The 23,516-nt window shown below is 50.9% G+C and carries 25 protein-coding genes and 1 pseudogene; 11 read left to right on the top strand and 15 right to left on the bottom strand.

Going from position 1 to position 23,516, the window contains the following annotated elements; translation table 11 throughout:
• Positions 1 to 395 (bottom strand): annotated as a pseudogene (locus M4D81_RS11755) (bifunctional ADP-dependent NAD(P)H-hydrate dehydratase/NAD(P)H-hydrate epimerase); the annotation flags it as partial.
• A 66-nt stretch (positions 396 to 461) separates the two neighbouring features.
• Positions 462 to 1,094, bottom strand: a complete 633-nt coding sequence (locus tag M4D81_RS11760; RefSeq protein WP_071222135.1) for an NAD(P)-dependent oxidoreductase — start codon at positions 1,092 to 1,094, stop codon at positions 462 to 464.
• Between the two features lie 364 nt (positions 1,095 to 1,458).
• On the opposite strand from M4D81_RS11760, the gene M4D81_RS11765 reads away from it, so the two are divergent.
• Positions 1,459 to 2,352, top strand: a complete 894-nt coding sequence (locus M4D81_RS11765) for a hypothetical protein (RefSeq protein WP_260066418.1) — start codon at positions 1,459 to 1,461, stop codon at positions 2,350 to 2,352.
• Positions 2,353 to 2,751: 399 nt separating this feature from the next.
• Here M4D81_RS11765 and M4D81_RS11770 read toward each other — a convergent pair whose 3' ends face one another.
• Together M4D81_RS11770 and M4D81_RS11775 are read right to left on the bottom strand one after the other, a co-directional pair.
• Positions 2,752 to 3,504 (bottom strand): MerR family transcriptional regulator, encoded by a 753-nt coding sequence (locus M4D81_RS11770; RefSeq protein WP_260066419.1) that lies wholly within the window; start codon positions 3,502 to 3,504, stop codon positions 2,752 to 2,754.
• Positions 3,505 to 3,525: 21 nt separating this feature from the next.
• Positions 3,526 to 4,509, bottom strand: a complete 984-nt coding sequence (locus M4D81_RS11775; protein WP_260066420.1) for an alpha/beta fold hydrolase — start codon at positions 4,507 to 4,509, stop codon at positions 3,526 to 3,528.
• A gap of 148 nt (positions 4,510 to 4,657) precedes the next feature.
• On the opposite strand from M4D81_RS11775, the gene M4D81_RS11780 reads away from it, so the two are divergent.
• Positions 4,658 to 5,569, top strand: coding sequence for a hypothetical protein (locus M4D81_RS11780; RefSeq protein ID WP_071222141.1), 912 nt, complete (start codon positions 4,658 to 4,660; stop codon positions 5,567 to 5,569).
• A gap of 295 nt (positions 5,570 to 5,864) precedes the next feature.
• Here the strand turns inward: M4D81_RS11780 and M4D81_RS11785 are convergent, their stop codons facing one another.
• The 4 genes from M4D81_RS11785 to M4D81_RS11800 all read right to left on the bottom strand — a co-directional run bounded on the left by M4D81_RS11785 (position 5,865) and on the right by M4D81_RS11800 (position 9,064).
• On the bottom strand, positions 5,865 to 6,077 hold the full coding sequence (locus M4D81_RS11785) for a YezD family protein (RefSeq protein ID WP_071222142.1): 213 nt from the start codon (positions 6,075 to 6,077) through the stop codon (positions 5,865 to 5,867).
• Positions 6,078 to 6,221: 144 nt separating this feature from the next.
• Positions 6,222 to 7,088 carry a sulfate ABC transporter permease subunit CysW gene (gene cysW / locus M4D81_RS11790; protein ID WP_260066423.1) on the bottom strand — a complete coding sequence of 289 codons (867 nt, stop codon included), beginning with the start codon at positions 7,086 to 7,088 and terminating at the stop codon, positions 6,222 to 6,224.
• A 12-nt stretch (positions 7,089 to 7,100) separates the two neighbouring features.
• Positions 7,101 to 7,949 carry a sulfate ABC transporter permease subunit CysT gene (gene cysT, locus M4D81_RS11795; RefSeq protein ID WP_260066425.1) on the bottom strand — a complete coding sequence of 283 codons (849 nt, stop codon included), beginning with the start codon at positions 7,947 to 7,949 and terminating at the stop codon, positions 7,101 to 7,103.
• 38 nt (positions 7,950 to 7,987) lie between these two features.
• On the bottom strand, positions 7,988 to 9,064 hold the full coding sequence (locus M4D81_RS11800; protein ID WP_071222147.1) for a sulfate ABC transporter substrate-binding protein: 1,077 nt from the start codon (positions 9,062 to 9,064) through the stop codon (positions 7,988 to 7,990).
• Positions 9,065 to 9,423: 359 nt separating this feature from the next.
• On the opposite strand from M4D81_RS11800, the gene sleB reads away from it, so the two are divergent.
• Positions 9,424 to 10,083: a spore cortex-lytic enzyme gene (gene sleB / locus M4D81_RS11805; RefSeq protein WP_071222149.1), complete on the top strand. Its 660-nt coding sequence runs from the start codon at positions 9,424 to 9,426 to the stop codon at positions 10,081 to 10,083.
• A 210-nt stretch (positions 10,084 to 10,293) separates the two neighbouring features.
• Here sleB and M4D81_RS11810 read toward each other — a convergent pair whose 3' ends face one another.
• Entirely contained in the window at positions 10,294 to 11,367 is a 1,074-nt protein-coding gene (locus M4D81_RS11810; protein WP_260066429.1) for a lactonase family protein, read from the bottom strand.
• Between the two features lie 236 nt (positions 11,368 to 11,603).
• Between M4D81_RS11810 and M4D81_RS11815 the strand changes: the two genes are divergently transcribed.
• The 4 genes from M4D81_RS11815 to M4D81_RS11830 all read left to right on the top strand — a co-directional run bounded on the left by M4D81_RS11815 (position 11,604) and on the right by M4D81_RS11830 (position 14,321).
• Positions 11,604 to 12,764: a copper amine oxidase N-terminal domain-containing protein gene (locus M4D81_RS11815; protein ID WP_260066431.1), complete on the top strand. Its 1,161-nt coding sequence runs from the start codon at positions 11,604 to 11,606 to the stop codon at positions 12,762 to 12,764.
• A 211-nt stretch (positions 12,765 to 12,975) separates the two neighbouring features.
• Positions 12,976 to 13,347, top strand: a complete 372-nt coding sequence (locus M4D81_RS11820; protein WP_260066434.1) for a cytochrome-c oxidase — start codon at positions 12,976 to 12,978, stop codon at positions 13,345 to 13,347.
• 150 nt (positions 13,348 to 13,497) lie between these two features.
• Positions 13,498 to 13,908, top strand: coding sequence for a hypothetical protein (locus M4D81_RS11825; RefSeq protein WP_260066436.1), 411 nt, complete (start codon positions 13,498 to 13,500; stop codon positions 13,906 to 13,908).
• Between the two features lie 200 nt (positions 13,909 to 14,108).
• Positions 14,109 to 14,321, top strand: a complete 213-nt coding sequence (locus M4D81_RS11830; protein WP_260066438.1) for a DUF6199 family natural product biosynthesis protein — start codon at positions 14,109 to 14,111, stop codon at positions 14,319 to 14,321.
• Between the two features lie 2 nt (positions 14,322 to 14,323).
• Here M4D81_RS11830 and M4D81_RS11835 read toward each other — a convergent pair whose 3' ends face one another.
• From M4D81_RS11835 to M4D81_RS11845, 3 genes are all read right to left on the bottom strand, one after another.
• A complete protein-coding gene (locus M4D81_RS11835) occupies positions 14,324 to 15,727 on the bottom strand; it encodes a DUF4179 domain-containing protein (RefSeq protein WP_260066439.1) in 1,404 nt (467 codons plus the stop codon).
• Positions 15,720 to 16,250 carry a sigma-70 family RNA polymerase sigma factor gene (locus M4D81_RS11840; protein ID WP_260066441.1) on the bottom strand — a complete coding sequence of 177 codons (531 nt, stop codon included), beginning with the start codon at positions 16,248 to 16,250 and terminating at the stop codon, positions 15,720 to 15,722. The genes M4D81_RS11835 and M4D81_RS11840 overlap by 8 nt, the downstream gene beginning before the upstream one ends.
• Before the next feature lie 154 nt (positions 16,251 to 16,404).
• The gene (locus tag M4D81_RS11845) at positions 16,405 to 16,596 is read right to left on the bottom strand and encodes a hypothetical protein (protein ID WP_071222164.1); all 192 of its coding nucleotides are present in this window, start codon (positions 16,594 to 16,596) and stop codon (positions 16,405 to 16,407) included.
• Positions 16,597 to 16,825: 229 nt separating this feature from the next.
• Here M4D81_RS11845 and M4D81_RS11850 point away from each other — a divergent pair, with 229 nt between their 5' ends.
• From M4D81_RS11850 to M4D81_RS11860, 3 genes are all read left to right on the top strand, one after another.
• Complete coding sequence (locus tag M4D81_RS11850) at positions 16,826 to 17,545, top strand: MBL fold metallo-hydrolase (protein WP_071222166.1); 720 nt, start codon at positions 16,826 to 16,828, stop codon at positions 17,543 to 17,545.
• On the top strand, positions 17,542 to 18,102 hold the full coding sequence (locus M4D81_RS11855) for a TetR/AcrR family transcriptional regulator (protein ID WP_260066443.1): 561 nt from the start codon (positions 17,542 to 17,544) through the stop codon (positions 18,100 to 18,102). Before M4D81_RS11850 ends, M4D81_RS11855 begins: the two co-directional genes overlap by 4 nt.
• Before the next feature lie 122 nt (positions 18,103 to 18,224).
• On the top strand, positions 18,225 to 18,716 hold the full coding sequence (locus M4D81_RS11860) for a cytochrome c biogenesis protein CcdC (protein WP_071222169.1): 492 nt from the start codon (positions 18,225 to 18,227) through the stop codon (positions 18,714 to 18,716).
• 358 nt (positions 18,717 to 19,074) lie between these two features.
• On the opposite strand, the gene M4D81_RS11865 is transcribed toward M4D81_RS11860, so the two are convergent.
• Together M4D81_RS11865 and M4D81_RS11870 are read right to left on the bottom strand one after the other, a co-directional pair.
• Complete coding sequence (locus tag M4D81_RS11865; RefSeq protein ID WP_260066445.1) at positions 19,075 to 20,088, bottom strand: NADP-dependent oxidoreductase; 1,014 nt, start codon at positions 20,086 to 20,088, stop codon at positions 19,075 to 19,077.
• Between the two features lie 122 nt (positions 20,089 to 20,210).
• Positions 20,211 to 20,471, bottom strand: coding sequence for a metal-sensitive transcriptional regulator (locus M4D81_RS11870; protein ID WP_071222173.1), 261 nt, complete (start codon positions 20,469 to 20,471; stop codon positions 20,211 to 20,213).
• A 347-nt stretch (positions 20,472 to 20,818) separates the two neighbouring features.
• Between M4D81_RS11870 and M4D81_RS11875 the strand changes: the two genes are divergently transcribed.
• Positions 20,819 to 22,567, top strand: a complete 1,749-nt coding sequence (locus M4D81_RS11875; protein WP_071222174.1) for an alpha-glycosidase — start codon at positions 20,819 to 20,821, stop codon at positions 22,565 to 22,567.
• Positions 22,568 to 22,633: 66 nt separating this feature from the next.
• Here the strand turns inward: M4D81_RS11875 and M4D81_RS11880 are convergent, their stop codons facing one another.
• Entirely contained in the window at positions 22,634 to 23,509 is an 876-nt protein-coding gene (locus M4D81_RS11880; protein ID WP_260066448.1) for a UbiA-like polyprenyltransferase, read from the bottom strand.
• Positions 23,510 to 23,516: the final 7 nt, after the last annotated feature.

Genomic DNA, 23,516 nt, shown 5'->3' on the forward strand with positions numbered 1-23,516 from the left:
TTATTGCCCTTGCCCACCAGAATGAGCCAGTGCTCCTGCGCCGCAAGCGCGGTGGGCAATCGAGCATCTCCGTCGATGACAGGCGACGGACGGCTCATCTCCAGAGCCAGGTCATCCCCGGCGATAAGAGCCTCCGCCGCTGCCGATTGCTCCGGTAAGGATAGCCGCTGTTCACCCCGCCCGTCCTCATACATGAAGGACCGAGCCTTTCCTGCTGTCCCAGCAGCGGCTCCGTAATGAGAACGGCTCACTCTATCACGCTCCAGACACAGCTTCAGGACTTCCTCGGCAATCGCCTTACCTGCATTCTCCATCAGAGCTATGGCCGGAATGCCGATTTGATGAATCGTATGGTTGTCGAGTGCCCTCATCTGTCCAGACGTCACAACATACATCCAAGCTCTCCCCTTTGCTTCGATATATCCTACGCAAACGCATTGGCGACTCAGGATGCCTGTCTATTAATAAGCAACGGTAAAACGGGACTGAATAAACTGCGGATCATCCAGCTCATCGATCACCGCTACCGCGAAATCTTCAACCGAGATTCGGCTGCTTCCGCTCTCGTCCGTCACCAGGCGATCCATGCCGATCCGGAACTGTCCGGTACGTTTCCCCGGCTCAATGATCGCCGCCGGACTGACATACGTCCATTCCAGATCGCTTTCCTTATAAAGATCGTAAGCATCCGCGTGCGCACGGGCAAGCGGTCTGATCTCTTCCGGAAATTCCGGGGTTTCCATAAGCGGTACGCCGCTATCGGCGATCAGGCTGCCTGCGCCGCCAACGATCAACAGGCGGGTTACGCCGCCACGTCTCGTTCCCTCCATAATCGTGCGTGCGGCTGCAACGAGTTCCTCTTCCCGGCCGAACTTCGGGCCGAAAGCGCTAATGACAGCATCATGCCCTTGAATCGCCTCTTCTAATGATGAAGGATCCATTACATCCGATTTGACTTTCTTTAATCGCTCATGCTCTGCATCCAATCGATCCGGATTACGCAAAATCGCAGTAACTTCGTGCCCCCGTCGCAGCGCTTCCTCCGTAATTCGTCTTCCGATCGTTCCGCTTGCTCCAATTAATGCTACCTTCATGTTCATCGCTCCTTCGCTTAGAAATTATACTACATCACCCCTGGTGATGAATGGCTCTTCTTGAATCTTAAGTAGTATTATAAACACCTGGTGCCGTCTATAGCCGTTCCGGGCTGTCACACCTCCTATTTACTTATCCCCATGCAGACCTCTTCAAACTCCACTCGTTCATTTTTCCTCAAAATAATAGATCTTTAGACCTATGCATCACAATATCACTTTCGCCGATAGAGTACATAAGTGCATATTTACGAATATATATATCTTGAATAATGACTTAAATCGCAATACTAATGTTGTGTGTTTGTTGGAATTTGTCGTTTTCCTATGAGCTAATCGTATTGTAAAGGAGATTATCCATATTATGAAAAAAAAATACGTCCGCTGGCTGGCCCTCTGTCTCGCAGGCAGTCTGCTGCTGCTAAGCAGCTTGTCCCTTCAGCCTGATGCCGCTACGGCCGAACCCCGCCAGAAGGCAACCTGGTTCTGGGATACGCCGCAGATTCAAGATTCGGCTGACGACATTCTTGATTTTGCCGCCAATCAAGGAGTCAATGTGCTCTATCTGCAGATGAACCGCGATGTTCGGCCCGAATATTACCGCAGCTTTATCCGCCAAGCGGGCAAACAGGGGATCGCGGTTCATGTCCTTGGCGGCGCGCCTAACTGGGCGCTTGAAACGGAGCGTCACCGATTGGAGACGTTCATTCAATGGACCGCTGAATATCAGGCTTCCGCTGCACCGAATGAGCGCTTCACCGGCATTCATGTCGATATCGAGCCGCATGTGCTGCCCGAGTGGAAAACAAACCAGGCCACCGTGGTAAAGCAATGGCAGGCGAGCGTCCGTTATCTGGTTGATGAAGCGCGGAAGCTGAATCTGCCTATCGGTTCCGACGTGACATTCTGGCTGCACGGCTACCAGCTGCCGGACCAGTCGATGTCAATCAGCCGGTGGATGATCCAGCAGTTCGACCAGGTCGTCATTATGGCCTATCGTGATCAGGCAGATACCATTTATAAAGTCGCTGCTGCCGAGCTTAAGGAAGCCGATGAGCTCGGCAAGGAAGCCCTGATTGCCGTAGAGACCAAATCGAGTAATGAGGGAGCTTACATTACCTTTTTTGAGGAAGGCACGTCCTATATGGAGGAACAATTATCCAAGTTATGTATCAAAGCGGAGAAGCACCCTTCGTTCTCCGGGTTCGCCATTCACGACTATAGATACTGGAAAGCATTGCATGACTCCGATCGATAACATCGCGATTATTTCATAATAGGAATAAAAAAGATGGCGTTTCAAGAGGGTGTTTTCCTCTGGCGCCATCTTTATATTTTTAGATGAAAGAACTTCTCCTCTCCATCGGGTAAAAAGCCTGATTGCTTTCAAACCGTCAACATGAGAAGCAGTACATAACCGACCGTCAATTTCGCGCGTTGAAGCGGCGCTTTTTTCACCTGCACTTCCATCCCCCGGCCCCTCCTTCTCTTCGATGTCTTATTCATATACTATATGCGGCTCGGCCCCTTATGTTCCCTTGAGGAAACATTGTTTACCGATAGAAAAACCGATCAGGCATGTAAACATAGAATCATATAAACAAAAGAATGCGATTAAGCTTCCTGCATAGGAAGCAGCACCCGCGCAGCTTGCAGCTCATTCAAGATCAGTGTAGTGCTTCAAGACGTCCTGCAAATATTGTTCTGCTTCCATTACAAGCTGACGCTCTCCAGCGTTCCATCGATCCCGATTTCGATCGACTGCTAAGAAGGCAGCATGAATCCGTTCGTCGCCATGTGTCACACGTTGAACCATCCGTTGCCATTCTTCGGCTAAGGTTCTGGCTAAACGGGACTCGATGGGAACGTTTGAGGCCTTATAAGCTGCAGCTTGCAACGATATTTTTCTGAACGTGTTGTAAAAATCCAATGCCGCCTGCTCAGAGTTAAATACTGTTCGAAATAGTCGCGAGTCTTCCTCCGAAAATTCGTATTCTTTCCAAGCCGACATATCGACCTCATTCAATGAACGCATGAGATGGGCTAACAGCTCCCAGGGTACGGTGTAACCTTCTTTCATCATTTCCTTAGCGACATGCAATCCGTCAAGCTTGGCTTGGATACTCTCTTTCTGTGAATAGAGGACTGATGCCTGGTAATCTAGAATGTTCTCGATATCCTGCTCCTCGGTGCCCACGATCAATTGTTCTTTGATCTTTTTTAAAGAGAAACCGATGGCTCTATAGAACATAATCTGTTCAAGTACATACAGCTGTTTATCATAATATACTCTATGCCCCAGCTCATCTCGCTCCGCCCTAAGAATCCCTTCATTATCGTAATACTGAATGGTTCGCGGAGTTATTCCCGACAATTGACTGAGTTCTTTTACGGAATATTTTTTTCCCATGAACCCATCCCTTCCCGTCCCTTACTCGATTTTCGCTAAAAAAGCTTCTATTGTTTCCAGTAACTCTTCAGGGTATTCCCCGTTAATTGCGTGCGAGGCATCATCAAATACGACCATCTCGCTATTAGGGTCTTTCAGAGAATCCTTCCCCGTTTGATACGACTTATCAGCATGGTGCATCGTCGATTGTCCAGCTAAAATACCGAGCACCGGCATCGTCAGCTCAGCTAATCGTTCCGGCTTGATGGCTTCCGGCATAGGCAGCTTGCTCTTGAATGTCCGCATACCGGTTTCGATTAATTTGGCGGTCGGGTCGCTGTCATCAACTTCAGCCCCGCCGGATATATAGCTGAGCATTTTCTCCCGGATCGGTTTGGGCACCATGGGCACGGACGCCGGAATGGACACCAGTATCATTTTCAATGGAATGGGGCCAAACACATAGACAGGGTCCAGCAATATGAGCGAGTGAATCTTCTCAGGATGCTTGAGCGCCACATTCGCCGCACTCCACCCGCCGAACGAAAGCCCTAATAGGTGGATCTCTGATTCCGGCAGCTGATCCAGCACTTGCGCTAACCATGCTGCTTGGTCCGCAGCGGTTTCAATCCGTCTGGTTTCTGTGCTTAAACCCGGCTCTCCTATCAAATCAAGGGTGTATACAGGCCTGTGTTCTAGAAAGCCGCTTAGATTGGCCTTCCACATCGGTGTAGCAGATCCTTTACCGGGAAGCAGCAGCAGGGGTGTTTTATGCGGTGTATCGCCCCCCTGGAACTTGTAGAGCTGTACCATGCCAAAATCGGTATGAACCTTAATCGATTCAACCGGTTCTGGTAAGTGACTCATCGCCTCACCATAAGCTGCCGCATATTCCTTCTGCCCATCCTCTGTAACAAAACCGCTTAACGACCCGTCATCTCTAAATAGGAAGCCGATTACCGTCAGTATAGCTAGTATCGCAATGAGAATACTACCCAAGATTACCCATCTTTTTTTTCGTTTCACTTCAATCCCTCCTAAGGTGACTATAGGATATGACGTAACGTTATACGCAACACCCTATGCTCTCCATAGCTGCCTGTTACCGAATCAGCTTGAAATCCCTCCCTTGTTGTGCAATAGTGAAAGGTAGAATATTGAAGGAGGGATCCGCTTGTCCCTTACGGAATGGATGAATGATATCTTTGGCTCACTCGACACGCTTGTGGCTGTGCTTCTTGCCACTGCGGTATTTACGGGCCTGTACATATACAGTGCATCCCGGCTATTGGGTGCACGCAAGGATTCACTCGCCCGCATTCGTCAGTCCTTGACGATTTACACCAGACTGGCCGGGCCTCTGGGGACCCTTATCAATCGACCGACCCGAACGGCCGTCCCCGAGGATCTGCTTATCCGGCTTCTGCAGGAATGCAAATCCGCTGACCTGTTGACTCGGGAGCTCCACGAACAGATTGATACCTTTCTAAGCGATCGTGATGAATCCAGATTGACAACTCTTCACAAGCTGCTGGACCGCGAGATCAACAGGCTTATGAAGGAGCGCGACGAGCTGGTTGGACGGCTCGAGAAACCAGGTTGGGGTATGGGATTATGGCTCCTCTTGAAACCTGCAATACCTGCCCTTTCACTAGGTGCTGCAATCCTATGGACGACGATTCTCGTTCAAGAACTACGGCAATCCTCTGCCTGGACAAACCCCGAGGTATGGTGTCTATGGCTCTCCAACATGATTGCCACGATTTCTTTCTACCGATTGTTGATGGACTCCAGAAGAAGAACGCATGGCATTATCTATACCGTGCTGCATCTGCTGATTGTAGCTTCAGCCCTATTTAATCTGATCTGGAACGAGGCCTCACCTTACGTTTTGGCTACCCAGTGCTTGCTGTATCTGGCGGGTTTCCGGGTTACGGCCACTCGCCAGCGGCGTGAGCGGCCCTATGCCGGACACCCTGAGCTAATGGAACAATTTCTTCATCCTGCGGGAGATCACGACCCTCTTAGTGAAACGGCAAATTTTAGTGAACCGGAGATTAGCAGCAGTCCTCTGCGGTCCAGATAAGACAACAGCGACATGAGTATTACGAAAAACAACCCGTGCCGAAATTCATCGGCCGGGCTGTTTTTTTATTTTCGCAATCCTATGGGGCAGGCACATATTATCCGATATCACGCTCTTCCATACCGCATTCCTTGTTCCTACAAAAAAGAAAAGAACTTCCGCATGAATGCTGAAGCGCACTCCCTTAGAATTCATCGCTAACACTCTAGGGTGTTTTTCCCAAAGTCTACTGGATAAGGTGCACTTCATGGCATCGATGGAAGTTCTTATCTCAATACTCGACAACCTCGCGGGATCATCTTGCGCTCGTTCTTCGTTGTTGGCCGGATGCCCGGGACGTCTTGACCGCTCCGGAGGCCGTATTCTCGAAACGCTTGCGCTCCGTTCGTTCCATCTGAACGATCTGACCCTCATGCACTACAATTTGCAGCGAACCGAATTCCATGTCGTTCAGCAGGCTTGCTATGCGTTCGAGCCACATTTCATCCACTTTTAAAGGTTTAGCCATGGATACGCCTCCTCACCGGGCAAAGCCCCAATCTATTTACTCATCCCCACAAGTCGAAGTGGCCATCTGCCTGCAGCGCTCATTATTCATTCTTTTCCAACCTACATAGTATGAATTAACATTAGCATGGGTTGGAAACGACTGTCAATGGTCATTTTTTCGCGTAAACCAATTTTTCAGCAGCAGGGTTACGACGGCTAATAACAACAATAATGAGGCCACCGCAAACGATGCCGAAAACTGATACTCGTTGTACAAAATTTCGACGTGAAGGGGCAGCGTATTCGTCTCACCGCGGATATGACCGGATACAACGGACACGGCCCCAAACTCGCCCATGGCTCTGGCGTTGCACAGAATGATGCCGTACAATAGCCCCCACTTGATATTAGGCAGGGTAACCCTCCAGAATATTTGCCAGCCCTTGGCGCCCAGCGTTACGGCCGCTTCCTCTTCCTTCGTCCCTTGATCTTCCATCAGCGGGATCAATTCCTTGACCACAAAGGGAAACGTGACAAATAATGTAGCCAGAACAATGCCGGGCACGGCAAAGATAATCTTGATATCATGGCTTTCAAGCCAAGGGCCAAACCATCCCTGCCGACCGAAGATCAGCACAAAGATTAAGCCTCCGATGACCGGCGATACCGCAAACGGCAGATCGAGCAGCGTAATCAACAGATTTTTGCCTTTAAAACGGAACTTCGTTATGGTCCATGCCGCGATGACACCGAACATCGAATTCAGCGGTACCGTAATGGCCGCTACCAGTAAAGTCAGCTGAAGCGCGGATAGGGCATCTGGATCGGATAAGGCTGCTATATAGACGTCCCATCCCTTCTTCAGCGCTTCGGTCATCACCGTAATCAGAGGCAGCACAATAAGCCACAACAGAACAAGCCCAGCCAAACTTATGAATGTCCATTTCACCCACGGCTTCTCCGCTGCAGCCGGAGAGGACGGCGTGTTTCGTCTCGCTGCAGAAACAGCAGCAGGTACAGTTCCAGCCATGGTATCCCCTCCTTAACGCGCGGTTTTCCGCGACCAATGTTGTAAGATATTGATGCCGAGCAGCAGTGCAAAAGAGATGAGCAGCAATATTAAGGCAACCGCCGTCGCGCCGGCGTAATCAAATTGCTCCAACTTTGTCATGATCAGCAGCGGCGCAATCTCCGTCTTCATCGGCATATTCCCCGATATGAAAACCACGGAGCCGTATTCTCCGATCCCCCGGGCAAAAGCGAGCGCAAATCCGGTCAACAGCGGAGGAATCAGGGTTGGCAGAATGATGGTGCTAAACGTTCGCCATCGGCCTGCCCCCAGCGTGGCAGCCGCCTCTTCCGTATCCCGCTCCGCGTCCTCCAGCACCGGCTGTACCGTCCGCACAACAAACGGTATGCCGATGAACATAAGAGCAAGCGTAATGCCTAAGGGAGAGAATGCCGCCTTGATCCCTAGCGGCTCCAGCAGCGATCCGATCCAGCCATTAGCGGAATAGATCGCGGTTAAAGCCACCCCCGCCACGGCCGTTGGCAGGGCGAAAGGCAAATCGATCAGCGCATCCCACAATTTTTTACCGGGGAAATCATACCGCACCAGCACCCAAGCCAGCAGCAGTCCCAATATCGTATCCGCGAATGCGGCCAGCGCCGCTGTCGTCAGACTCACCCGGTAGGAGGCCAGCACCCTCGGATCGGTTGCAACCGACCAGAACTTCTCCCAGGTTAGTCCGGTTTGATTGAGCAGCAGCGCGGACAGCGGGACGAGCACAACCAAACTCATATAAAGGACGGTCAGTCCCATGCCGATTCCAAAACCAGGGAGCACCCTGCGATGATTTCTGCCTTGCTTCTGTACGCGGAGTACAGCCATATCCACTCATCCTTTCCTGCCTTCGGCGGTTATGCCGATCAGCTGCCTGGCACGTAAATCTGATTAAAGATGCCGCCGTCATTGAAATGCTTCGTTTGCGTCTCTTCCCATGTTCCAAACACATCCTTGAGCGTAAACAATTCGATGGCCGGGAATTTCTCCTTGTACTTGTCAGCCACGCTGGCAAGCGTCGGACGGTAGTAATTCTCCGCCGCAATCGTCTGTCCCTCTTCACTGTATAGATATTGCAGGTACGCTTCCGCTACCTCACGGGTCCCTCGCTTGTCGACGTTCTTATCCACGACGGCCACCGGCGGTTCCGCCAAAATGCTGACCGACGGGTTCACGATTTCGAATTTGTCCGGTCCCAGCTCGTTAATCGAGAGATACGCTTCATTCTCCCAAGCCAGCAGCACATCCCCGATTCCACGTTCTACAAAAGTGGTTGTTGCACCACGTGCGCCGCTGTCCAGCACCGGCACGTGGGTGAACAGCTCTTTCACGAATTCCTGTGCCTTCGCTTCATCGTTATGGTTAACCTTGAGTGCATAGCCCCATGCCGCCAGGTAGTTCCACCGTGCGCCGCCAGAGGTCTGCGGGTTCGGTGTGATAACCTCTACCCCCTCCTTGATCAGATCCGGCCAATCCTTAATGCCTTTCGGGTTGCCTTTGCGGACGAGGAAAACGATCGTCGAGGTGTAAGGCGCACTGTTATGCTCGAACTTGCTCTCCCAGCCCTCATTGATCAATCCGGCCTGACGGATTGCATCGATATCGTATCCGAGGGCCAGTGTCACCACATCCGCCTCCAAACCGTCGATTACCGAACGGCTTTGCTTGCCTGAACCCCCGTGCGATTGCTTAAATGTTACCTTCTGGCCTTGTTCTTTCTCCCAATGCGCCGCGAATGCTTTATTGTACTGGTCATATAACTCGCGGGTCGGATCGTAAGAAACATTGAGAAGTTCCACGCTCGGCTTGCTTGAACCCGAAGCAGGCGCTTCTCCATTGGCGGTTGCGACTGTCTCTGTTTTCTCTGCACCGCAAGCCGTAAGCGCCGCCGTCAACATCATGGTTAATCCGATGAGAACCCCTTGCTTCAACACCTTTTTCATATGGATCACTCCCCCTGGTATTCTCTACTAAACAGGCCGTATGGCAAAAAAAGACGGAGGAAGGCTCATCAGAACAGAGTCAAGCCGGTTTGCTACCGTGCCTGCTCTTGATCCTTGAGCGTTCCTCCGTCGATACGGTGAGAACGAAATATTATAATTCCTACCTGTTTAGTATGTTATGTTGCTATTGTAATAAGTCCATCCTCTGCTGTCAAACCTTTTTTTCAAATAATTACAAGTATGGGACCCCCCGGTCCATAGAACCATTTTTGGCCCGCGAACGCAGTCACTGCGCGGTTTTCCATTTACTGAGGGTTGTATGAACCCGCTTCCATCCTTATAATTCAACCCCAAAGGAGATGATCACCATAAGAAAGCCAACTAGGAAAATAATTTCTGCTCTTTTCCTAAGTATTCTTCTGTTCATGCCTGCATTCGCCCAAACGACGGAGGCAGCTCCGCTGTTAAAGCCGGGCAGTGAAAACGGGGATGTCTGGGAACTTCAATATCGCCTGAAAACGCTGGACTTCTACACGCAGCCGCTGGATGGCAAATATGGCGCAAACACGAAAACAGCTGTTACCCGTTTCCAAAAAGAATACGGTGTGCCAGCCGATGGAGTTACCGGCGCGCAAACCTGGAGACAGCTGAAAAAATATACGTTAAATCAATCCGAAATGGATGTCATGGCCAGAGTCATTTACAGTGAAGCCCGCGGTGAGCCTTACAAAGGACAAGTTGCCGTCGGGGCTGTTGTCATGAACCGCATTCAATCCAGCGAATTTCCGAATGATATTCGGGGCGTCGTCTTTCAAAAAGGGGCCTTTACAGCCGTAGACGATGGACAATACTGGCTCCCCCCGAACCGGACCGCCTATCTGGCCGCATTGGATGCCGTTCGCGGCTGGGATCCGACTTATGAATCCCTTTATTATTTCAATCCCAAAACAGCGACCAGCAAATGGATCTGGTCCAGACCGCAAGTGCTGCAGATCGGCAATCATATCTTTGCGCATTAATTATTCATCGAATGAATCTTTAAACCAATGAATTCCTATGAATTCCTATGAGTTCTTATGATTTCCTATGGCCTTGCCCTTAGCCTGTTTCCTCTCTTTGCGGAGGTTGAACACCGTGCTCCTTGTTCATTGCTACGGGCGAAGAACACCAAAAAAGAAGCAGCTCAAGTCCCATTTCCGGGTCTTCGGGCTGCTTCTACTTTATATAAGTTAACGTTTATTCGCCTTTGCCTTCTCTACAGGACAGATACATACCGGGCGCGTAACTTCTAGTGTATAACCCGTAGAGACCAGGTTACCCGTGTCCGGATCGATCCGATAACTTGCGATCAAACCATTGTCCTGATTCGCCGTCAGCAGAAAACCGCCCGGAAGTATATTGAAGTGGCGCGGCGTTTTACCGCCGGAAGACACCCAGTTAACTGCGCGGAGCGTACCGGTCTCCTGGTCGATCACATATTGAACGATGCTGTCATGGCCCCGGTTGGAGGCGTACAGATAACGGCCGCAAGGAGATACCAGCAGGTGGGCCGATGTGTTGTTATCCAACACTACATCCTCTGGCAGCGTCGATATATGCTGTAATATTTTCAAATCCCCAAATGTCCCGTCGTTTGCGTAAGCCGTTACCGTGCTGTTCAGCTCGTTCGTGCCATACACCCACTTGCCTGATGGATGAAAGGACACATGCCTTGGGCCCGAGCCTGGCGGAAGACTGATCTCGCGGTGGGTGACCAGCTTGCCTTCCTCCAGCCGATACAGGTTCACATCATCCATGCCCAGGTCACTGACCACGATATACTTGTTGACGGGGTCTTCAAATATCGAATGCGGATGCGCTTCCGATTGACGGTCATCGCGAAGACCGCGTCCGCTGTGCTTGATCTTGGAGACCAGCTCTCCGATCTGCCCGTCTTCTTCTAATGCCAGCACCGATATATGTCCATCGCTGTACCCTGTCGTAAGCAGATACTTCCCGTCCGATACCCGGGATACATGACACGCACCGGATGAGCCGGTAGACTGAACATTCAGCAGCGTTAATTCACCGGTTACCAGATTGGCTGAATAAGCCGACACATCGCTTTCGCCCTTCTCGCTGGCTGCATACAGTACGGAGATGGAATCATCGAAATCCAGATAGGTAGGGTTTTCAATACCAGCCGTACCGCCTAAGAGACGAAGCTCGCCTGTCCCCCGATCCATCGCCCCCCAATGAATGCGATTCTCTTCCTCTGAACCGTAGGTTCCTATGTAAAATATCAGTTCCTGTCCTGCTGTCATGTGATCCACTCCTTTGTCTAATGAATGTTCCGGTGACCCGGCCTGATCCTTATTATGTATTACCCATATGGGCTTCGTGCTTACCGCCTTTTTTCAATTCGAACCGGCAAGCCGCCGCCACGTTGCTCTACCCCTTATTACTCACGAAGAAATCTATTGCTAGCATTGGTTTTATCATGTACGATTACCACAATTACCCCTCTATTCTATCATTCGTTGAAGGAGATGACAGCCAATTGAAGAAAAAAATCAGCCTACTGGCGATCGCTTTCCTGTTCCTGTTCGCCAGCGCGACGCAAGCCGCTCCGGCAAAGAATCAAGGGAATATCCGAGTCTACCTCGATAACCAGGAAATCAAATTTCAGGCAGCCCCTATTATGAAGAATGGAGTTACCTTCGTGCAGTTCCGCCCTCTGTTTCAGGCCCTGGATTATAAAGTCAATTGGAACAGCGGAAATAAACAGGTGACGGGTACATTCCTCGATCAGAAGCTGCAGATGACCATCGGGCAGAAGACCGCTTATGTCAATGGCGCAAAAACCACGCTTCAGATCGCCCCATTCACGCAAAGCGGCAACACGCTGGTTCCCCTTCGTTTCGTAGCGGAAGCCACCGGACTGCCCGTGAAGTGGGACTCCAAGTCACGTACCATCAAGATCGACCGGGAGGGTGCAATCGACAAAGCCACCGACGAGGTGAAGAAGCTTTATCATACGATTGAAGAAGCTGGTAATGCCAAGAAACTGGATGCTGTCATGAGCGCATTCCATCCCAAATCTCCTGTTTTTGCAGAAATCCAAGAAAATTATCAGAACCAATTCAAGAACGATCTGCATGTATCCGCTGACGTATGGGAAGTAACGGTAGCCGGAACGTCGATCCATGCCTACACGAGTGTGACCCTCGACCGCACCAGCGGGCCTTTTGCTTGGGATGCTACGCTCCATTACGAGAATCTCTTGAAGAAGGATGCGTCGGGGGCATGGAAAATCTATGATCTGAGCCATTACGAGACGGAATATCTAGTCGGAGATGAGCTGCTGGAAGCTCATCCGGAAGTGCCGGAAGCGGAACAAAAAGCCATCGTGGCGACCATTGACACCCAGTCCAAGGGCTTCAATGATGAGAATGGTCCGCTGCTCATGTCGGTTATTCATCCGGAATCGGCCTTCCACGAGATGTTCCGAACCAGCATTGCGGAAGGCATCTTCGATGAGGTGAATTTCAACCTTAAATCAGTTGAGCTCCGAACGGTCTTCTTCCAAGGGGAAGACGCCGTCGTCTACGCTGAAGAAACCGATGATGCCGGCGGTGAAATCATCCATTCGACCTCCCTCTACTGGCTCAAGAAAACCGAAGGCAAATGGCTGATCTATGATGTGCTGGAGCTTGAATAGGTCAGTGGCATAACGAGAACGTAAAACATTAACCGTGAATTCCCCGACGAGGGGCACGGTTTTCTTTTTGTATCGGCCATGTAAAGTCGTGCGATTGATATTCGCCCCCCGGGGGGTTCTAACTTAGTTCTTTATTAAATCTTCCTCCCTCTTGGTCTACTTCACCATAGGTGACATATATCATAATAGTAATCCTTGAAGGAGGGGTTTTATGGGTGTCAAATTAATCAAGATCTCTGCTGTTTATTTCGTGCTCGGGGTACTGCTCGGCATGTACATGTCGATCACCCACAGCTACGATTACGCCTCAGTTCATGCACACGTTAACCTTCTGGGCTGGGCATCCCTGGCTCTTGCAGGTGTTATTTATGTTCAGTTCCCCGCAGCTGGGGAATCCACCGCAGGTAAAGTTCATTTTTGGCTGCACAATATCGGTCTGCCTGTCATGATGATTGGTCTTGCACTGCTGGTAAGCGGCATGGAATCGATAGAGCCGGTCATTGCGGTTGGAGGGGTTCTGGTAACGCTGGGCATTCTCGCTTTTCTCTATAATGTGCTAACCCATGTTAAAAGCACGCGTTAGAAGGCAACGCTGATTTCTAGCTCGGGTCCTCAAGGAATCGTCTCATTAGCGGTTCCTTTTTTATGCGCCTCTTTCAGGGGGAGATGGGTCATAGTTACCGACTATTGGGTATAAGTAGATACCTTTCTCTTCGAAGGAGGCAACATAGATATGGAAACGAACTCAGCTATAGAAGTCCAATTTCACTGCCGTCAGTGTCAGGCGGATATCGGGGTTACGTTCAAATCAGAACAGTTCACCACGGTACTCTGCCCGCAGTGCGATTACAGCTATTCACTCATGAGACCAACCATTGGTGAAGAGATCCTGCTGGATTGGGAAAAAGAAGCCGCATTCCAAAAAATCCGCGCAGACCAAACTGAGCATGACAAAATGGAGCTCATGCTCCTCGTCATTAAAGTTGTCGAGCTGCTAACCTGGCGGGATGAGGGGAATGGCCATATCCGCGCCATCGAAACCCTCCGTGAATGGCTCCTGCTTAACGGTGTGCCCAAAGCTCTAATCGAACTCCTGGATGCCAAGGGACACGAAGGCAGCTCCCCTACCGAACACAAGGAATAGCGCCATCAAGCCCATGATTCAAAATATCATAAATGAAAAAGAGAAACCGTCCTCCGGCCATCTGGTCGGGGGCGGTTCCTTTTTCGTGTCCTTAATTCGGGAGCATAACATAAAGAATGAACGCTCTATTACTTTACATATGTTGGAACCTTGTTGATTAACTATACGTATTATCTCTAAAGAAAGGAGCTGATCTACGCATGTTCATCAACTTCATATCCACAGCGTTCATGGGCATCGCATTCATTGCGACTGGCATACATGCCATCAGAAATCCGCATTCATGGTGGTTTAGAAGAACGCGAGATGATATTGAACTCAGCGATTTGAGAATATGGTATCTAAAATTCGCCGGCAAAGTGGCCATCGCATTCGGCGTTGTGGTTATCCTGATGAGCTTTCAGCATCTCTAAGTTTATTGAATCGGCACCTCGAATGCCTGCTCCATGACACCAGGATAACTGCTTAACGTAAATGTCAGCGGCTGAGGGTAAACCCCGGGCTTAAGGTGAATATACTGCGTAATGAGGCTTACCTCAGAATCCGATGAGGATTGGGACGAGGCACTGAGCCCCCCTGCATCCTCGTTGATCCTATGCTTTTTCCCTTCTCCATCCACAAACTCCGGTTCAATCGACACGCTGCCCATATGCCGGTCAGCCTGTTCTTCGTATTCAACTGTCAGCGTATGCCCCGTGTACTCTCCGAACCGAAGATCGCCGTCCGGTGAACGAATGACCTCCTTCTTATCCGTATCCACCACGAGTTTCATCTTCGAGGGGTCCACTGCCTGAAATCCGCTCGCTTTCAGCGTGATCGATTCCGGCTTCTCCAATATATTGCTGTCGAAGAAGTAAGTCATGTCTCCACCGCCTGCACCGGGCAAAAATGCGGAATCGCTGTTCAATCTGATCTTCTCGCCGTTAACCACGGCTTCCAAATACACATCCCATAAACCGGATACCTTCATCGTATTGCTGGATGGGATGTTTGCTTTCACGACGATACCGGCTGGAGACAACACGGCTTCTTTCAAATAGAACCGCTGACTCTCAATCTGCAGCATTTTGTTGAGTGGAATCGTGCTAATATACTTCCGGACTGTCTCCATATCAACGGATACGTTAACATCGATCACCTGCTCGTTCTCTGCCGAAGATTCATAAGCCGTATTTGTCGAGTAGGGAGCGATCTTAAAAGATAACGTCAGTTCCTCAGGTATAGAGTGATTCTCGGCCATATGAATATACGATCGGGAATGGAACAGCTTGTCGGCGCCGGGCTTAATCTCGTTTCCACCCGACGACCCAATACTATAAGGCAGCGGTTCGCTGGATCCCCGGCGCTTCATCTCCAGCCCCTTTACATCTGCGGGATTCTCCGCACGGTTTTGGACCGTATAGAACACCTCCATCTGCTGGGAGCCTACAAGTATCCCGTTGACCGTTACCGTATAATCCCCCTTGGTCGCCGATTGATCCACCAGTTGAATCATGCCGTGTTTGTTGGCTGAATTCAGCGTAATATCTTCTCCGAAATCAAACCCGGTCAATGACGGATACGGCCCTTGAGCCGCCATTTGCTCCTTGGGATTTACCAGCCCTTCGTTCCCGATCCAGACGACGAACAGCAGCGCAGCCGCAACGGTTACAAACATGGCAGAGACGGTAGCCATTCGGGCCCGGCTCCGATGCGTGCGCCGTCCTCTTCGCATCCCGCCTCGCACCGCCGCGTCCAATGCTTCATCGGATACAACCGCTGCGCTGATCTCCGCGTCCCTGTTCATCTCCTTGAGCATTCGCTCTTCCTTCTCAAACATGGAATATGGCACCTCCTGGCTCGATTTTTTGCCGCAGCAGCTTTAATCCTTGATGCAGCCGGGTTTTGACCGTACCCTCCGGAACATCGAGAATATTGGCGATATCGCTGATTGTCATGTCCTGATAGTATTTCAAAATCAGCACATGGCGGTATTTGGGCTTCATCCGGCTGAGCGCACGCTCCAGATCCAGCTTGCTGTCACTGACCATCTCGGCAGCCGTCTCCTGGCTGCGCACTTCTTCAACCGGAACCACGCGTTTTTTTCGTTTATGCTCATCCATGCAGCAGTTAATCAGGATCCGAATGAGCCAAGGGACAAATGCCTCCGGATGCTTCAGCTTCCGGCACTTCACCCAAGCCCTGCACACCGTCTCCTGCAATACCTCCAGTGCGTCACTCTCGTTATGCAAATAACTGTACGCAATTCCATATAGGCGCCTTCGGTGCTCCGTCACGAGTGCATAGAACGCTTCCTCGTCTCCTCTGCATGCAGCAGCCGCAAGCTCATTATGATCTATCATCCGATTACCCTTCCCCTTGTCCGACCTGCCTCGCTTGTTTACATCACTGTATATAAGACTGCAAAGTGATTCAAACGGTTTTTTTATTTTTCGAGTTCTCCTTATACAAACAAAAAAGCCCGCCCGGTTAGGCAGACTTGTACGTATCTCTTGATTAACTTCGTTTTCTGCGTCCTTTAAAGAAATAATGGTATCCAAGATAGCCGATGCCGCATAACAGCAGCATAAGCGCAGAAATCCAGATGACAGGAAGCAGATATGGCGTGTGCTGACTGGCTACATACAGAAGTACCGCGGAGAAGGCATACATCACCATCAGAAGTACGATGCGTTTGAAAATATCCATGTCGTCCGCCCCTCACCCTTCATCTCAACAATCTACATTTTTTTCCGTATATCTATCTTTATGGTAACGCAAAACGATGAAAATTGCACTCAAAATTTGGTAAATATATAAAAATTTTAGGGATAAAATGAGCCTATTCATGAAAATGTTAAAATTTAGGCTTGATAAAACTAATGAGATTAGTTATTATACTAACATAATTAGTTTTGAGTGAAAGGGGAATCATATTATGTTGCAAACAACGATTGAGCACGTGACTCAAATTTCTTTTCTTCCTCGCCTTTTCCCGATAAATGTCTATCTTGTAGAAGAAAGCGACGGCATTACGCTGATTGATGCGGGTATGTCATTTTCCCAAAAGGGAATCCTGCAAGCAGCAGCCGCTATAGGCAAGCCCATCACCCGGATCGTGCTGACCCATGCCCACGGCGACCATGTCGGGGCGCTCGACGGGTTAAAGAAAGAGCTTCCGAATGCGTCGGTCTACATCTCGCGGCGTGATGCGCTGCTGTTGAAAGGAAACGCGGAGCTCCAGCCTGGAGAGTTGCAAGCTCCGATTCGCGGAGATATCCCCAAGAACATAACCACCGTTCCGGACGTGCTTCTGGGTGACGGGGATACCATTGGTTCGCTCAAGGCGATCGCCACTCCCGGACACACGCCGGGGCATATGGCATTTCTCGATGAGCGCAGCGGTATATTGATTGCCGGCGATGCTTGGCAGACACGGGGCGGATTAGCCGTATCCGGTGTGCTCAAGCCCTGGTTCCCCTTCCCTGCCATGGCGACCTGGAGCAAGGAGTTTGCCTTGGAAAGCGCCAAAGTGCTAACCGCACGGAAGCCCGCCGTTCTTGCTGTCGGCCACGGACGGATGCTAAAGAATCCTGTCGCTGCCATGCAGAAGGCCGTTATGCATGCAGAATCTACAATTAGGAGGAATGCAAAATGAGTCCAAGACCCGGAATCGACCGGCTTCAACTGCTTCAAACCGCTGCCGATCTGGCGGATCGGGATGGACTCCATGCCGTGACCTTGGCCGCGCTTGCAGGCAAGCTGGGCGTTCGGTCGCCTTCCCTGTATAACCACGTAGACGGACTGCCGGGTCTGCATGCCGCCCTGATGCTGTATGGCCTCCAGACATTGCATGATCGGCTGCTGAAGGCTGTCGCCGGCCGGTCTGGTGAAGACGCGCTGCGTTATGTATGCCTTACCTATGTCGACTTTGCCAGATCTCACCCCGGATTATACGAAGCCGCATTGCAGCCTCTCCATCCGGAACAAGAGGAGGCGCAGCAGGTAGGCAATCAGATTGTCGAGCTTCTGCTCCAAATCTTGGCTCCATACCAGCTCAGTGAGCAGGAGGCGCTGCATGCCGTGAGGACACTTCGCAGCCTGTGTCATGGCTTCTCATCTCTGGAACGCGGGGGTCAATTCGCTATGGATCTGAATGTAGATGAAAGCCTGGATTTCATGATCCGGATTTTCATCGATGGACTCCAACCTTAAAGACGGCTGCCAACCGCGCTGATGCTCCCTCTCCTGCCTGATTTTGCCTGGCATCAGAATGTGCTATAATCAAAAGGCAGCACATTTCATGTCATTTTATTTATGGAAAGAGGTTCTGAATTGTGGTTAATTTCGATTCCCCAATTCTTCAGATAGGCTCTACGATTGCGATGCTGGTTATGGCACTGACCGTTATTTTCATTCGGATGAAAGCGAGCAACCGCCCCGTCACCGTCAAGAAGATCATCATCCCTCCCGTCGCGATGAGCACCGGGTTTCTGATGTTCGTTGAGCCGCAGGTACGCATCCCTATATGGTGGGCGGGAATTGCCTTTCTGGTAGGCTGGTTCATCTTCTCCTATCCACTGATTCGAAGCACCAAATTCGAGAAGGTCGATGGCCAGATCTTCATGCAGAAATCGAAAAGCTTTGTTTACATTCTGCTCGGCCTGCTGGCAGTCCGGCTCCTGCTCCACGGATACATTGAGCAGCATATTTCCATCCCGCAGACCGCGGCGCTGTTCTTCATGCTGGCTTACGGCATGATTGTCCACTGGCGTATCTCGATGTATCGCCAGTATCAGCAATTTACGACACCAGGAGCGGCTATATAGCGGACATGTTCCATCGTTAACTATATAAGTTGAACTAAAGACTCTTAGCCTAAGCATCACTACGAATGCGGATTATTCTTCCGATCGCTGTTGCCCCCAGATTTCTTCGATACATTCATATCATGGTTAAAATCCGGGGGCAAAGGTTTCGTTTCTACACAATAATTCCTCCTTCTCCGTTGAAGTTCTTCTTTTCTTTAGTTCAATCTATATAGTCATTAAACTTAATAAGCACAAAAAAGAGTGCCGATGATCACGCAAGCCGGTAGGCTATAACCCTTCCGCTCGCAAAGCTTCCGTATGAGGAGGCTTTCGAAGCGCGTGAATTCGACACTCTTTTGTTATCTATATCAAAAGGCTAACTCTGCTCCTCGCTTACCTTCACCAGCTGTTTCCCGAGATTCTCTCCGGAGAAGAGCCCCAGAAACGCCTCAATGGTCTTCTCGAAACCATCGACGATATGTTCGGCGTACTGAATGTTGCCATCCCTCAGCCATTCGGCCAGCTCATGCAATGCCTCATTGTACCGACTGGCATAGTCGCCGACCAGGAAGCCCTTCATCAGTGCCGTATTGGTCAACAGCAGGCTCTGAATTCTCGGGCCCGTATCGGGCTTCTCCAGGTTATAGAGTGCGATTTGGCCGCAAATCGGGATCCGTGCATTTTTGTTGATCAGACGCAGCACCGCATCCGAAATCTCACCGCCGACATTGTCAAAATAGACGTCCACCCCATTCGGGCAAGCTTCCGCTAAAGACGATGCCAAATCTTCGGTCTGGTAATTGATCGCTTCATCAAACCCCAGCTTCTCCGTCAGGTACTTGGTTTTCTCGTCAGAACCGGCAATACCGATCACCCGGGTCCCTTTGATCTTGGCAATCTGCCCGACAATCATGCCAACGGCGCCTGCGGCACCCGATATCACTACCGTCTCGCCTTCCTTCGGCTGACCGATATCCAGCAGTCCGAAATAGGCCGTCAAACCGGTCATCCCCAGCACGCCCAAGGCGGTCGACACAGGCGCCAGATCCGGGTTGACCTTACGCAGTGTTCCTGTCCGCACGGCGGCAAAGCGCTGCCAGCCCCATGTTCCTGCAACATAATCGCCTGCCCGATAGGTCGGATCCGTCGATTCCATGACCTGCCCTACTGCGCCTCCAGCGATAACCTGTCCTACTTCGTAGGGTTTCGCATAACTCTTGGCATCGCTCATTCTGCCCCGCATATACGGATCCACCGACAAGTATACGGTCCGTACCAGAACTTCTCCGGCTTGCGGAACGGGCAAAGGCTGCTCCTCCAATATAAAATCCGACTCCTCCGGCATGCCTTGCGGCCTTTTGGCTAGTATAATTTGTTCGTTTACAGACATCTGAGTACCCTCCTTTAAAAAAACCGTCATCCTATCTTTACCCATTTTGTCCGTTTACAAATTTCCTAGCCCTAAGGCTAGCCCCTTAACAAGCGGCGCTCTCGCGTTCGGTGCCTAATCCTTTATCTGCTCTTAACGAGCAAATTAACGGCATCCTGCACAAGCTTCTCCGTATCCTCACCATTCTCTTCGGCCTTCCGTACACAATCCACCAGATTGGAGCTGACGACAACGCCAATGGTTCGGTCGATCGCCGTACGCGAAGCGGATAATTGGGTGATGACCTCCCTGCAGTCCTTGTTCTCCTCCATCATCTTCAAGATGCCGCGAAGCTGTCCTTCAATCCGCTTGATCCGGTTTTTCATCTGATCGTCGTATTGCATATGACTGTCCTCCTATATATCGTATCTGTCACTGTCAGGCTTGTCCTTATCCCTATATTATACAACAAATGCCCACTCTTTCCTTGCGACCTGTACCGCCCGGCGGTATTCCGCTCGAAAATCCGCATCCTGTCTCCCTCGTTGCAGGCCAGGATCAGCGACTTCGACTTGGGGCTTGAATACGCTCAGAGCGCGTGGTATATTTTTAATCAGCTAATGAATTCATAAGCAACCAGATCCAAACCTCATAATTTAAAGGCAATGTTATCTTACAAAGGTACAACCTCGGCTATTCATAGTCCTGGCTGTGCCTTTTTTTAATTTACCTATTTAAGGAGGAATTATCGATGTTCTTGGAAGCCATCTATCACCGTCCGCGCAAAAACTGGTCCTACGCTTATAACGGCACGACCATCCATCTCAGAATCCGCACCAAAAAAGACGACCTTACCGAAGTGTACGCCCTCGCAGGCGACAAGTACCTGTGGGATCAAACGATGGAGTATATTCCGATGACCAAGCTGTCTTCGGATGAAATGTTCGATTATTGGGAGTGCGAGGCAACTCCTCCGTACCGCCGTTTGAAATACGGCTTCCTGCTCCAGCAGGGCGACGAGAAGCGCTGGATGACCGAATATGATTTCCTGACAGAGCCGCCGGCCAATCCGGACCGCCTGTTCGAGTACCCGTTCATCAATCCGGATGACGTTTTCCACCCGCCGGCATGGGTCAAAGACGCGATCTTCTATCAAATCTTCCCGGAACGCTTCGCGAATGGAGATACAAGCAATGACCCGGATGGCACTTTGCCTTGGGGCAGTGCCGAACCGACGCCGAAGAACTTCTTCGGCGGTGACCTTCAGGGGGTTATCGACCATCTTGACCATTTAAGCGAGCTCGGCGTCAACGCGATTTACTTTACGCCGCTGTTCACGGCAACAACAAACCATAAATACGATACTGAAGACTATATGGAAATCGACCCGCAGTTCGGCGACAAGGACACGCTGAAGAAACTGGTCGATCTGTGCCACGCGCGCGGAATCCGCGTCTTGCTGGATGCGGTCTTCAATCATTCCGGCAGAACGTTTGCCCCGTTCGTTGACGTGCAGAAGAACGGTTTGAACTCCAAATATAAGGATTGGTTCTACGTTCGCTCCCTGCCGCTGGAAGTGGTGGATGGCATTCCGACTTACGATACGTTTGCTTTCGAGCCGCTGATGCCGAAGCTGAACACGGAGAATCCGGAAGTCCGGGCTTATCTGCTCAAGGCTGCCGAGTACTGGATCAAGGAAACGGGCATCGACGGCTGGCGCTTGGATGTTGCCAACGAGGTGGGACACAGCTTCTGGCGCGAATTCCGTCAAGTCGTGAAAAAAGCCAACCCGGATGCTTACATCCTTGGCGAAGTGTGGCATGAATCCTCCATCTGGCTGGAAGGCGACCAGTTTGACGCCGTGATGAACTACCCGTTCACGAATGCCGTACTGGACTTCTTCATCAACCGTACCGCCGATGCCGAGAAGTTCTCGTTCATGCTCGGCAAGCAGCTTGCCGGCTATCCGAGACAAGCCAGCGAAGTGATGTTCAACCTGCTGGACAGCCATGACACCGCAAGACTGTTAACGCAGGCGAACGGCGACAAACGCCTGATGAAACTGGCCGCGATGTTCCAGTTTACGTATTTCGGCACGCCTTGCATCTATTACGGCGACGAAATCGGCATGGACGGCGGACACGATCCGGGCTGCCGCAAATGCATGGAATGGGACGAGTCCAAGCATGACAAGGACCTGTTCCATTTCTACCAAACACTCATTCAGCTCCGCAAAGAGCATTCCGCTCTCCGCACGGGAACCTTCAAATTTTTGAAGGCCGAGAAGAATGGCGGCAAAATCGCTTACCTGCGTGAGGACGACAACGAAACGATCCTCATTGCCGTCAACAACGACAAGGCGGGCAACACGATAACCGTCCCTGTGCAGGACCAGCAATGGACGAACCTGTGGAACGGCGAAGGCCTTAGCGCTAAGCAGGGTCAGCTGACCGTGAAGCTGCCTGCTTACGGCTTTGCGATTTTGAAAGCCGGGCAATAAAAACACTAAACTCCCTTTGAATGCCATCGAGCCCGAGTATGCGGGCCGGCAGTCGAAGGGAGTTTTTTATCCGAGCACAAATTGGTCGGCCAAAGTAAAGAGCAGAATCGTCAAGCTAATCACCTGATTCAGGTTGTAGGAGGCGAGGTGCATCCGTCTGCGGCTGGAAGGCTTGATGATGCGATGCTCCACGGCAAGCAGCATCACCGAAACGGCAATTCCCGCCAAGTAGAGCCAGCCTAAGCCTTGGATAAAGTAAAGGGAAACCAGCAGGATGACCATAAACCCGTGCAGCACCCTAGAAATGAGTAGCCCGCCTTCCAAACCAAACGCGCGGGGAATGCTCCACAAGCCTGTGCTGCGATCGAATTCGATATCCTGCGTGGCGTAGATGATATCGAAGCCTGCAATCCACAGCATGACGACGGTACCGATGATAAACGGAATGAAAGCGAATTGCCCCGTTACGGCAAACCATGCCCCGATCGGAGCCGAAGCGATCGTAAAGCCCAGGTACAGATGGCACAGCCAGGTGAAGCGCTTCGTGTACGAGTACGTGCAGATCAGCACGATTGCTGCCGGTGAGAGTCCCAAGCAGAGCGGGTTCAGCATCCCTGCCGCGAGAATAAAGATGGCAAAGTTAACGACCACAAATACGTACACTTCGCGAGGCAGCAGGAGTTTTCTTGGCATATGGCGGTTCGCCGTCCGCGGGTTAGCGGCATCAAACTTCAAATCGGCGATGCGGTTGAAGGCATTGGCCCCATTGCGTGCGGCAACCAGCGCAATCAACGACCACAGCATGACATGCCATGACGGTACGCCGTCCGCGGCCCAGATCATGGAAATGATGGCGAAGGGCAGCGAGAACAGCGTGTGGGAGAACATCACCAGTTCTCCGAACATTTTGGTCTTATGAACGACTTTATACATCATCTGCATCCGAATC

It is taken from the genome of Paenibacillus sp. p3-SID867, from assembly GCF_025142895.1.
In the GTDB taxonomy this organism is placed as follows: domain Bacteria; phylum Bacillota; class Bacilli; order Paenibacillales; family Paenibacillaceae; genus Paenibacillus_AQ.

Coding starts and splice junctions, on each gene's coding strand:
- M4D81_RS11880 (WP_260066448.1), bottom strand. CDS start 23,509: ATGCAGATGATGTATAAAGTCGTTCATAAGACCAAAATGTTCGGAGAA.
- M4D81_RS11825 (WP_260066436.1), top strand. CDS start 13,498: ATGGAAACGAACTCAGCTATAGAAGTCCAATTTCACTGCCGTCAGTGT.
- M4D81_RS11785 (WP_071222142.1), bottom strand. CDS start 6,077: ATGGCTAAACCTTTAAAAGTGGATGAAATGTGGCTCGAACGCATAGCA.
- cysW (WP_260066423.1), bottom strand. CDS start 7,088: ATGGCTGGAACTGTACCTGCTGCTGTTTCTGCAGCGAGACGAAACACG.
- M4D81_RS11770 (WP_260066419.1), bottom strand. CDS start 3,504: ATGGGAAAAAAATATTCCGTAAAAGAACTCAGTCAATTGTCGGGAATA.
- M4D81_RS11820 (WP_260066434.1), top strand. CDS start 12,976: ATGGGTGTCAAATTAATCAAGATCTCTGCTGTTTATTTCGTGCTCGGG.
- cysT (WP_260066425.1), bottom strand. CDS start 7,949: ATGGCTGTACTCCGCGTACAGAAGCAAGGCAGAAATCATCGCAGGGTG.
- M4D81_RS11830 (WP_260066438.1), top strand. CDS start 14,109: ATGTTCATCAACTTCATATCCACAGCGTTCATGGGCATCGCATTCATT.
- M4D81_RS11800 (WP_071222147.1), bottom strand. CDS start 9,064: ATGAAAAAGGTGTTGAAGCAAGGGGTTCTCATCGGATTAACCATGATG.
- M4D81_RS11760 (WP_071222135.1), bottom strand. CDS start 1,094: ATGAAGGTAGCATTAATTGGAGCAAGCGGAACGATCGGAAGACGAATT.
- M4D81_RS11855 (WP_260066443.1), top strand. CDS start 17,542: ATGAGTCCAAGACCCGGAATCGACCGGCTTCAACTGCTTCAAACCGCT.
- M4D81_RS11840 (WP_260066441.1), bottom strand. CDS start 16,250: ATGATAGATCATAATGAGCTTGCGGCTGCTGCATGCAGAGGAGACGAG.
- M4D81_RS11850 (WP_071222166.1), top strand. CDS start 16,826: ATGTTGCAAACAACGATTGAGCACGTGACTCAAATTTCTTTTCTTCCT.
- sleB (WP_071222149.1), top strand. CDS start 9,424: ATGATCACCATAAGAAAGCCAACTAGGAAAATAATTTCTGCTCTTTTC.
- M4D81_RS11835 (WP_260066439.1), bottom strand. CDS start 15,727: ATGTTTGAGAAGGAAGAGCGAATGCTCAAGGAGATGAACAGGGACGCG.
- M4D81_RS11845 (WP_071222164.1), bottom strand. CDS start 16,596: ATGGATATTTTCAAACGCATCGTACTTCTGATGGTGATGTATGCCTTC.
- M4D81_RS11875 (WP_071222174.1), top strand. CDS start 20,819: ATGTTCTTGGAAGCCATCTATCACCGTCCGCGCAAAAACTGGTCCTAC.
- M4D81_RS11810 (WP_260066429.1), bottom strand. CDS start 11,367: ATGACAGCAGGACAGGAACTGATATTTTACATAGGAACCTACGGTTCA.
- M4D81_RS11870 (WP_071222173.1), bottom strand. CDS start 20,471: ATGCAATACGACGATCAGATGAAAAACCGGATCAAGCGGATTGAAGGA.
- M4D81_RS11865 (WP_260066445.1), bottom strand. CDS start 20,088: ATGTCTGTAAACGAACAAATTATACTAGCCAAAAGGCCGCAAGGCATG.
- M4D81_RS11765 (WP_260066418.1), top strand. CDS start 1,459: ATGAAAAAAAAATACGTCCGCTGGCTGGCCCTCTGTCTCGCAGGCAGT.